This window comes from Peptostreptococcaceae bacterium (assembly GCA_016649995.1).
Lineage (GTDB): Bacteria > Bacillota > Clostridia > Peptostreptococcales > BM714 > BM714.
In genome coordinates, this window is record JAENWJ010000058.1 from 1 (window position 1) to 9844 (window position 9844).

The window sequence follows — 9844 nt, forward strand, 5'->3', positions numbered from 1 at the left end:
CCCTAAGATACGTCAGCTTGTGCTGAATGAGCGGATGATTCATTACATGTACTTTACCCATTGAAAACCTCCTGTTTGTTAAGTTGTAAGTAGAAAGTGGAAAGTGGAAAGGAAAAGACAAATGCCAGGGATTAAGTGCCTTAAGGAAAATCCCAAAATTTCCATGTCCGTTTTTTCCTTTTTTTCTGCTTTACTTATTCTACTTTCCTATTTTAAGTTTATATTAGTTCACATGGTTGTATGTGAAAAGTCGCAAGTGGAAAGTGGAAAGGAAAAGATAAGTACTAAAGATTCGATGCCTTAGAAGCGCAAACCCAAACTCTTATAGTTGTCTAATGTGCATTAAATACATGAATACAAGAGATTAATACAAGTTTCAAATTACACATGCTGCTTTATCTTTTACATTTATCTTTTGCATTTATCTTTGTTTCTACTTTCTACTTTCTACTTTCTACTTTCTACTTTCTACTTTCCACTGCCTTCAATCTCCATTATTTTCTCTACTCTTCTTTCGTGGCGTCCGCCCTCAAATTCTGTTTCGAGCCAAACATCAACTATGCCTGTTGCTATGCCCTCCCCTACAACTCTTCCGCCCATTGCTATCATGTTGGCGTTGTTGTGGGCCTTTGCCATTCTGGCCGAATACTCCTCCGAAACAAGCGCGCAGCGTATTCCTTTTACCTTGTTGGCCGCAAGGGATATTCCTATTCCCGTTCCGCAAATAGCAATGCCCCTATCGCATTCGCCACGCATTACGGCTTCGGCTGTTATTCTTCCGTAATCGGGATAATCAACCGATTCGTTGTTGAATGTTCCATAGTCGACAAACTCGATGCCCTTTCTGTTAAGGTGCTTCTTGATGGCTTCTTTAAGTGCAAATCCACCGTGGTCCGATCCCAATGCTACTTTCATATTATTCTTCCTTTCCATAATTGACAATATTGTCAAACCCTTTTTTTAATGCCTCCTCTATCTCTTTGGCACATTTTCTATAGTCATCCAGAGACCCTCCGATTGGATCGGATATGTCCCTGTCATCATAGCCTCCAACAAAATCCTTCAGTGTATATATGTGGCGGTCCTTTTGCGCGAACATGCTGAAAACATGATAAGCATGACTCTTCGTCATTGTCAAAATCAAATCGCTTTCGGCTATGTCATCACGAGTTACCTGCCTTACTACATGGTTCCCTATTTTGATATGCTTTTCTCCCACCACCAGAAACGCGTTTTCCGAGACAGGCTTCCCTTTAATTGCAACCAGGCCTCTTGACGCCACCTCGACGCCTTCGACACCCACCTTATTGATCATTTTTTTTAGAAAGCCTTCCGCCATGGGGCTTCTGCATGTGTTTCCGGTGCATATGAACAATACCTTCATGGGGCTCACTTCCTTTCGATCCAGCGGTTTCCCGCCGCCTTCTTTAGCCTGTTCATCACGGCTCTTCCTATTTCCTTTTCCTCTATGGTTTCGGAGAGAATTACATCCATCTTCATTTCGTCAAAAAGCCTAAGAGCCATGAAGAGCCTCGATGCTATCTCCTCCGGTCTTTCGCCGCTTCCGAGTGAAATGACCTTGAATCCCTCGTATTTATCTGCATTCTCCTCGGTGGCCAATATTCCCACCATTTGACCCTTTTCTTTTCTCGCTAATGCCTCCCGCAGGATTGCGCTGGCCATTTCTTGCCTGCTTCCACCCGCCATGAACACATCGGCATCGGGGGAATAGTGTGTATATTTCATGCCCGGAGACCTCGGCACCAAAGGACTGTCCTCTTTCAAAAGGGCCTCGTCAATTTCACAGGCTCCAGTCACCGCAGCTATTTGATCCCTCGTTACGCCTCCCGGCCTAAGAATCATTGGCACATCTCCCGTAACATCCAAAACCGTCGACTCAAGCCCTACCTCGGTATCCCCTCCGCAGACTATGCAATCGACCTTTCCGAAAAGATCCTTTAGAACATGGCCTTCTCTCGTGGGGCTGGGCTTGCCCGAAAGGTTGGCGCTCGGGGCGGCAACCGGTACACCGGCCATTTTAATCAGCCTGCGAGCAAGCGGATGCGACGGCATTCTAACTGCTACTGTATCTAAACCGGCCGTTACTATTTCGGGCACTGCATCTGATTTTTTGAAGATCATCGTGAGAGGACCCGGCCAGAATACTGCCATCAATTTTTCCGCAGCCTTGGGCACCTCGCTTACAAGGGCATCCAGCTCGCACCGCTCTGCTATATGTACAATAAGTGGATTGTCCGATGGACGCCCCTTTGCCACGAATATTTTCTTTACGGCGTCCTCCGACAAAGCATTTGCTCCCAGCCCGTAAACGGTTTCTGTCGGAAAAACAACGGTCGCGCCTTCTCGGAGGAGCCCCGCCGGGTGCCTAAGCTTATCATCGTCGATGTGGTCCGGGCTCATATATATTATCTGTGTCTTTTCCATGGCTCTCGCCTCCATATTCAAAACATGTTGACTCTACAAGAGGCAGCATATGCGCTGCCCCATGTTATAAACAGGTTCATTGTCAATTGAGTATCTTGAGCTTAGCCGCCTGGTCCTCTGTGGTCAGGGCATCTATTAATTCATGCAGATCCCCGTCGAGTATATAGGCCATCTTGTATAGTGTAAGGTTAATTCGGTGGTCGGTAACCCTGCTCTGCGGGAAGTTGTAGGTTCTTATCTTCTCGCTTCGCTCACCGGTACCTACCTGGGACTTCCTTTCATCAGCTATTTCCGCGTTTTGCTCCGCAAGCTCCCTTTCATACAGCCTTGCCTTGAGAACTTTCATGGCTTTGACCTTGTTCTTTAGCTGAGACTTTTCGTCCTGGCATGTAACAACAAGACCCGTAGGCAGATGAGTAAGCCGAACAGCGGAGTCGGTTGTGTTTACTGACTGTCCGCCGTTTCCCGACGAGCGGAAAACATCGCACCTTATGTCATTTGCGCCAATCTCAACTTCCACATCTTCAACCTCAGGAAGAACTGCAACCGTTACTGTTGACGTGTGTATCCTTCCGCCAGATTCAGTTTGAGGAATCCTCTGCACGCGGTGAACGCCGCTTTCGTATTTAAGCCTCGAATATGCTCCGTTTCCCTTAATCATGAACACAACTTCCTTGAGGCCGCCGACTCCCGTTTCGTTTGTGTTCATTATATCTGTTTTCCAGTGATTACGCTCTGCATAGCGGTTATACATCCTAAAAATTTCAACAGCAAACAGCCCCGCCTCGTCGCCACCGGCTCCGGCACGAATTTCGACTATTACATTTTTCTCGTCATTAGGGTCCTTGGGTATGAGCAGGAACTTTATTTCATCGCTCATTTCTTCATACTTGCCTTCAAGCTCCGGCAGTTCCATCTTTGCCATCTCACGAAGTTCCTCGTCGTCGCTGTTTTTAATTATTTCGTTGGTCTCGTCAAGAGCATCCTTTACCAACTTGTATTCCTTGTACTTTTCGACTATCGGCTCTAGCCCGGCGTGCTCCTTCATGTATTTCTGCCAAGTGGGCTGATCGCTTATGATTTTCGGATCGGAAATTTTTTCGTTCAATTTTTCATACTTTTCCAATATGAATTCAAGTTTTTCAAGCATTGCTTCACTCCGTTCGTAATGTATCTTCTATTTTATCCGACCTAAGGGATGCCTTAACTACCCTCTCTATGCCGGCTAAATCTTTGATCCTCAGTATATTATTATAACATGATTCGCCCCCGCATTTCACCTGTTTGAGCAAATTTTCGACAGCTTCTGCCTGACCCGCGCCAACCTCGAGGTAAATCATTCCGCCATGTTTCAAGAAGCGCGGAGCTTTTTCCACTATGGCTCTGTAGAATTCAAGCCCATCCGAGCCTCCGTCGAGCGCTCCTCGCGGTTCGTAAACAGCAACCTCCCTTTGAAGAGAATCTATCTCCCCCGCGGGGATGTATGGAGGGTTTGATACAATTGCATCAGCCTTTTCTCCTATATCCTCAAACGGTTCGAACAGGCTTCCCAAAAGGAACTCTACCCTCTTTTCAACCCCGTTTCTCGCTGCGTTTATCGCTGCCGTTTCCAGGGCATCTTTTGATATATCAACCGCATACACGTTGGAAAGAGGCAGGTATTTCGCGAGCGATACGGCTATAGCTCCGCTCCCCGTTCCTATGTCGAGAATGCTTAAGGCCCCACGATTCTTCAAATCGCTTATTGCCTCTTCAACGAGAATCTCCGTGTCGGGACGCGGTATAAGAACCTGGGGACCCACCTCGAAATCGAGGCCCATGAATTCCTGTTTCCCTGTGATGTGCTGAAGAGGAACCCCGCTTCTTCTTTTTCGAGCAAGGGCTCTAATTCTATTCTCGTTTTCTATGCTTATCTCATCGCTCGGATTGGTCAGAATATGCAGCCTGTCCCTTCCAAGCACAAGCCCTGCAATAAGCTGCGCGTCAAGAAGGGGCGACGCAGATGAATCATCCAGGGATTTTTTCAGTTCAAGAATCAGCTGTCTCAGTATCACTTTTATTATCCTCTTCTTTTTCCGCCGCTTCCATCTCAAACACGGCCTTAAGGGACGCAATGGCAACCTCTATTTGTCCGGCATCGGGCTCTTTTGTTGTAAGCTTCTGGAATCTGAGGCCCGGCCACGAAAGGACCTTGACCAGTGTAGAGTCGCTTCTTCCTGCCCATTTAAGCACCTCGTATGAAAGACCCGCAATCACCGGCAAAAGTATTAATCTTGACAATATGCGCACCAACAGGTTCGGCCAGCCCACGAACGAAAATATTATTATGCTTATTATCATTACAAATACTATGAAGCTAGTTCCGCACCTCGGGTGGAGGGTTGTAAACCTAGAAGCATTTTCAACAGTCAGCTCCTGCTTGTTTTCAAAACAGAAGATGGTTTTATGCTCCGCGCCATGATATTCGAACACACGCCTTATATCCTTCATTCGGGAAATAAGAAGAACATATGCTATGAACATCACTATTCTAAGCACGCCTTCAAGTAAGTTCATTAATATGGGGCTCTTTATTGTTCCTTTTGTCATGCTTATGGAAAATGTCGGAAATATAAAAAATAGGCCCGCCGCTAAAAAAACAGCCATGATGACAGAGAAGTACATGACGTAATCGTCAAGCTTATCTCCCAGCTTTTTTTCAAGCCACTTGTCGAACTTGCTTTTTTCAGCCTCAGTAGGCTCCTCGAAAAATTCCGCAGAATAAGTTATGGCTTTTATGCCTGTAACCATTGCGCTAAAGAACACCACTACTCCTCTGATGATTGGGATCTTCGCAATCGCCGACCTCTCAATGGCGCTTACCTCATCCTTCTTAATTATTATCTCGCCGTCAGGCTTCCTTACCGCTATCGCCATGTGCTTCTTTCCGCGCATCATGACACCCTCAATTACCGCCTGTCCTCCGTATGAATGCCTTGGGCACGAATCATCGGGGACGGTTCTTTTTGATTTTTGTTCTTCTTGCCTTATTCCATTTTCGCTCATATTTTTTCCTTTCGAAAAAGTAGAAATTCACACTTTTTATATTCTACATTTCATTGTTTGAATTTCCTGCTTTTTTACTTTTGCCTTTATTGGCTTATTTCATTATTTATCTTTTATCTTTTATCTTTACTCTTTCTACTTTCTACTTTCTACTTTCTACTTTCTACTGTTTTTCCTCATCTCAAAATAGCACTTGGGGCATAGTGCCTCGTATTCTATGACTCCGCATTCTTCTATTACAACCTGCTCACCCTCGAAGACAAATTCTCCGTTTACTTTTCTAGCATTAAGCATGGCCTTCTTTCCGCATCTGCAGATGGTCTTAAGCTCCTCTATGCTATGGGCCAGTAGAAGGAGCCTCTCGCTGCCCTCGAATCCGTTCATGAGAAAGTCTGTCCTCAGCCCGTAGCAAATTACCGGTATGTTCATTTCTACGGCAACCCTGAAGAACTGGTCTATCTGTTCTTTCTTAAAAAACTGCGCCTCGTCCACCAATATGCAGTTGGGCTTTCCTTCCTTCCGCGTATAGGCATTAACGGCATCGTACACATCGCATGTCTTTTCCACAAGAAAATCGACATCCTTTGTTATGCCCAGGCGCGAAACAACCTGCCCGTCGCCCTTCGTATCTATGACAGGCTTTAGAATAAGGGCCTTCATTCCCCGCTCCCTGTAATTGTGCGCAACCTGCATCAGAGCAGTAGACTTTCCGCAATTCATCGCTCCATAGCGAAAATATAATTTTGACATGGTTTACCTCCGGTAAAAGTAGAAAGTAGAAAGAAAAAACTTAAAATATCAGCTTATTCAATCATTTATCTGTCCATCGAGCTTTTGCATTTTTCTTATTAAACCACTTATCATTTTTTGGATCTCAATAATTTTATCGTTTAACTCATCAAATGTTTTTTCATCCCAATAATTTAAATCCTTCGCAAGCAACAATTGGTATGAAACTTCAAAAGAAGACCCTCTCGCAATAGAAAGATAGTTTATCAATTGTTTCTTGTAAATAGTCCCGTATCCCTCTGCAATATTCATAGGTATGGAGTAAGCTGCTCTTCTTATCTGTTGAGTTAACGCCATGCGTTCCGAAACAGGAAATTTTTCAGTCTGTTTATATATTTCCAGGGTTAAGTCGTGCGATTTTTTCCAAACTCTCAATTTTTTATACATCAAAATCCTCCAGCGAATAATTACTTGGACTCAATTGCTACTAATCTATTTTACCATGTATATTGTTTGAATTTTGTTTGAATTTTATTTTATCTTTTTTAAGCACCTAGTCTTTATCTTTTTCGTTCCTCTTTCCACTTCCTACGTTCCACTCTCTAGCCTTTATTTGTGCAGGGAGTTTTTCCCCTACACAAATAAAGGCTAGAGGGCTTCCCTCTAACCTTTTCGACGATTTTGATTCTGTTTTATTCGATGCCGTATTTTTTCTTGAATTTTTCTGCTCTTCCGCCACGCTCAATAGATTTCTGTTGGCCTGTGAAGAAGGGATGGCATTCCGAACAAATTTCAACTCTAATTTCATCTTTTGTGGATCGCGTTTCAAACGTGTTTCCGCAAGCACATCTGACGGTAGCTGTTTTATATTCCGGATGTATTCCTGGTTTCATCAGATTCACCTCTCTTATAATAATTTCATTTCTATATATAACAATAGTTCATTCTATTGTCAACTATCATATTATAGCATAGCACAAACCCAGCCGCAAGGCATTTTGGGAGCCTATCCCAAACTCTTTCCCATTGTCGAAATAAATTCGGCGTTTGAATCTGTCTTTGTGAGCTTTGATATGATGTTTTCTGTCACCTCTAGTACCGATGCGTTTCCAAGGGCTCTTCTTATTGCCCAAATTGTCTCGAGCTCTTCCTGTGTAAGAAGCAGTTCTTCTCTTCTCGTTCCGGATTTATTTATATCAACCGCAGGGAAGATTCTCTTCTCTGAAAGTCGCCTGTCGAGATGGATTTCCATGTTGCCCGTGCCCTTGAACTCCTCGTATATGACATCATCCATGCGGCTTCCTGTATCAACAAGAGCCGTGGCGAGTATTGTGAGGCTCCCGCCCTCCTCGATGTTTCTGGCGGCGCCGAAGAATTTCTTCGGTTTATGGAGCGCCATTGGGTCAAGCCCTCCGGAAAGTGTTCTGCCGCTTGAAGGGATGATTAGGTTGTACGCCCTTGCAAGCCTGGTGATGCTGTCAAGCAGTATAACGACATCCTTCTTCTGCTCAACGAGGCGTTTGGCGCGCTCTAAGACCATCTCCGCCACCTTTGTATGGTTTGAAGGCAGCTCGTCGAATGTGGAGTATATTACATCGGCATCTATAGACCTCTGCATGTCCGTCACTTCCTCGGGACGCTCGTCGATAAGCAGAACTATTATTTCCGTCTCAGGGAACTTTGTCGATATTGCCTTGGCTATCTTCTGGAGAAGTATTGTCTTTCCGGCCTTCGGCGGCGCCACTATGAGCCCCCTCTGCCCCTTGCCTATGGGGGCCATGAGGTCTATGAGACGCATAGAAAGGTCCGTCTTGCTAGACTCTAGTGTTATCCTCTCGTCCGGGTAGATGGGCGTTAGGCGGTCAAAGCTCGGGCGCCTCCTTGCCACATCGGGATTGTCCCCGTTTACCTTCCTTATATAAAGAAGTGCGCGGAACTTTTCGCCGTTCTTTGCCGGCCTAGTTATTCCGGTTATCTTGTCCCCGGTGTTTAGCCTGAAGCGCCGAATCTGAGACGGTGAAACATATACATCGAGCTCGCTTGACTGGTAGTTGTGAAAGCGCATGAATCCGTAGCCGCCCTCGGCCATCAGCTCAAGAACGCCCTCTACTATGTCTGTATCCTCCGAGCGGCTTATTTCTTCTGTAACATTGTCCGGCAAAAACCCCTCCTCGACTATGTCCTCCAGAGTCTCCTCCGGCTTCGGGGGATTGCCTGCACTTTCTATGAATACAACAAGCTCTTCTTTTTTCATCTTCGAGAAATTTTCGAGGTTCATGGCCTTTGCTATTTCACGAAGGTCCGTCATCTTTTTTTTCTTGAGTTCTTTTATATCCAAACTTTTCCTCCTATTTTGCGTAATCAGGCTTCTTATCCAACCTGTGTATCGTTTCAACGAAACGGATTGTCCCTGTGGTTCCTCTAAAAACAACCGAGTGGGTCTTTACTACATCGTTTGCAAGAAAGCGCACGCCCCTTAGGAGGTCGCCTTCGGATATTCCAGTGGCTACAAAATACGCCTCATCACCCTTTACAAGGTCGTCAATCGTGAGCACTTTTGTATAATCGGCGCCCATTTCCTCGCAGCGCTTCCTTTCTTTTTCATTGTTTATTACAAGCTGTCCCTGCATTTCTCCGCCGAGGCATTTAATTGCCGCCGCTCCTATAACGCCCTCGGGAGCTCCGCCTGTTCCCATGAAAAGATCAACGCCCGTCTCTTCGAAGCAGGTGGAGATTGCGCTTATTACATCACCGTCCTGAAACAGCCTTATCCTTGCTCCGGCCTTCCTAACCTCTTCGATTATGGGCAAGTGCCTCTCCCTGTCTTGAATTATTACCGTAAGGTCCTCGATATCCTTGTCCAGGGCCTTGCCAACATTCCTTAGGTTCTCTGCAACGCTGGCATTTAGGTCTATAACTCCACGGGCCTTTGGTCCTGCTGCTATCTTTTTCATGTACATGTCAGGCGCCTTTAAAAGACAGCCCTCCGGAGCCACCGCAATTACCGCCACTGCATTTGGCAAGCCCTTTGCGACACAGGCAGTACCGTCAAGGGGATCAACTGCTATGTCCACTTTAGGGGCATCAACTGCTCCGTTTCCAACTTTTTCGCCTATATAGAGCATTGGGGCCTCGTCCATTTCCCCCTCGCCAATAACAACGGTGCCCTCTATGTCCACAGTGTCAAACATCTTGCGCATTGCGTCAACGGCATATTGGTCGGCAAGATTCTTGTCGCCCCGTCCCATAAGTTTGGCTGCATTCATAGCGGCCGCTTCGGTTACGCGAACGAGATTAAGTGCTAGATTCCTATGCATTTTGGTACCTCCTGAAATTGTTTTGGAATGTTTATGAGAATGTTTGTCGGATTAATCAAAGAATTGATTTTCAAAAAGCGTTTTAAGATGTGGCTTGAAACCATTATATTATATACTATTAAGTTTTAAGTGGAAAGTAGAAAGTAGAAAGAAAGAAAAAAAAATAAGCTAAGTTGTAAAATGAAATGACCACATTTGTAAAAACAAATGACTCAAGAGAAAAACCCGTGTACAATGTTTAGTAACTAATCTAAAACTTGTAAATGGAGGGTTTAACTCATGAGTCAAGAATATTGTACCATCGAAAA

The 9844-nt window shown here is 45.2% G+C and carries 11 protein-coding genes; all 11 read right to left on the reverse strand.

The window, feature by feature from the left end; genetic code table 11:
• Positions 1–468: 468 nt before the first annotated feature.
• The 11 genes from rpiB to glpX all read right to left on the reverse strand — a co-directional run bounded on the left by rpiB (position 469) and on the right by glpX (position 9536).
• Positions 469–915, reverse strand: coding sequence for a ribose 5-phosphate isomerase B (gene rpiB / locus JJE29_08160; protein MBK5252586.1), 447 nt, complete (start codon positions 913–915; stop codon positions 469–471).
• A gap of 1 nt (position 916) precedes the next feature.
• Entirely contained in the window at positions 917–1384 is a 468-nt protein-coding gene (locus JJE29_08165; GenBank protein ID MBK5252587.1) for a low molecular weight protein arginine phosphatase, read from the reverse strand.
• A 5-nt stretch (positions 1385–1389) separates the two neighbouring features.
• Positions 1390–2445 (reverse strand): threonylcarbamoyl-AMP synthase, encoded by a 1056-nt coding sequence (locus JJE29_08170; protein ID MBK5252588.1) that lies wholly within the window; start codon positions 2443–2445, stop codon positions 1390–1392.
• Between the two features lie 82 nt (positions 2446–2527).
• Positions 2528–3595: a peptide chain release factor 1 gene (gene prfA / locus JJE29_08175; protein MBK5252589.1), complete on the reverse strand. Its 1068-nt coding sequence runs from the start codon at positions 3593–3595 to the stop codon at positions 2528–2530.
• A gap of 4 nt (positions 3596–3599) precedes the next feature.
• A complete protein-coding gene (gene prmC, locus JJE29_08180) occupies positions 3600–4499 on the reverse strand; it encodes a peptide chain release factor N(5)-glutamine methyltransferase (protein ID MBK5252590.1) in 900 nt (299 codons plus the stop codon).
• Entirely contained in the window at positions 4474–5490 is a 1017-nt protein-coding gene (locus tag JJE29_08185) for a DUF1385 domain-containing protein (GenBank protein ID MBK5252591.1), read from the reverse strand. Before JJE29_08185 ends, prmC begins: the two co-directional genes overlap by 26 nt.
• Positions 5491–5646: 156 nt before the next feature.
• Positions 5647–6240 carry a thymidine kinase gene (locus JJE29_08190; protein MBK5252592.1) on the reverse strand — a complete coding sequence of 198 codons (594 nt, stop codon included), beginning with the start codon at positions 6238–6240 and terminating at the stop codon, positions 5647–5649.
• A 57-nt stretch (positions 6241–6297) separates the two neighbouring features.
• On the reverse strand, positions 6298–6672 hold the full coding sequence (locus JJE29_08195; GenBank protein MBK5252593.1) for a four helix bundle protein: 375 nt from the start codon (positions 6670–6672) through the stop codon (positions 6298–6300).
• A 239-nt stretch (positions 6673–6911) separates the two neighbouring features.
• Positions 6912–7112, reverse strand: a complete 201-nt coding sequence (rpmE, locus tag JJE29_08200) for a 50S ribosomal protein L31 (GenBank protein MBK5252594.1) — start codon at positions 7110–7112, stop codon at positions 6912–6914.
• A 113-nt stretch (positions 7113–7225) separates the two neighbouring features.
• A complete protein-coding gene (gene rho / locus JJE29_08205) occupies positions 7226–8557 on the reverse strand; it encodes a transcription termination factor Rho (GenBank protein MBK5252595.1) in 1332 nt (443 codons plus the stop codon).
• Between the two features lie 10 nt (positions 8558–8567).
• Positions 8568–9536 (reverse strand): class II fructose-bisphosphatase, encoded by a 969-nt coding sequence (gene glpX / locus JJE29_08210; protein MBK5252596.1) that lies wholly within the window; start codon positions 9534–9536, stop codon positions 8568–8570.
• Positions 9537–9844: the final 308 nt, after the last annotated feature.

Excerpts from the sequence above, each read along its gene's own strand:
- prfA (MBK5252589.1), bottom strand. The coding sequence starts at position 3,595 with ATGCTTGAAAAACTTGAATTCATATTGGAAAAGTATGAAAAATTGAAC.
- JJE29_08165 (MBK5252587.1), bottom strand. The coding sequence starts at position 1,384 with ATGAAGGTATTGTTCATATGCACCGGAAACACATGCAGAAGCCCCATG.
- rpmE (MBK5252594.1), bottom strand. The coding sequence starts at position 7,112 with ATGAAACCAGGAATACATCCGGAATATAAAACAGCTACCGTCAGATGT.
- glpX (MBK5252596.1), bottom strand. The coding sequence starts at position 9,536 with ATGCATAGGAATCTAGCACTTAATCTCGTTCGCGTAACCGAAGCGGCC.
- JJE29_08190 (MBK5252592.1), bottom strand. The coding sequence starts at position 6,240 with ATGTCAAAATTATATTTTCGCTATGGAGCGATGAATTGCGGAAAGTCT.
- rpiB (MBK5252586.1), bottom strand. The coding sequence starts at position 915 with ATGAAAGTAGCATTGGGATCGGACCACGGTGGATTTGCACTTAAAGAA.
- JJE29_08170 (MBK5252588.1), bottom strand. The coding sequence starts at position 2,445 with ATGGAAAAGACACAGATAATATATATGAGCCCGGACCACATCGACGAT.
- JJE29_08185 (MBK5252591.1), bottom strand. The coding sequence starts at position 5,490 with ATGAGCGAAAATGGAATAAGGCAAGAAGAACAAAAATCAAAAAGAACC.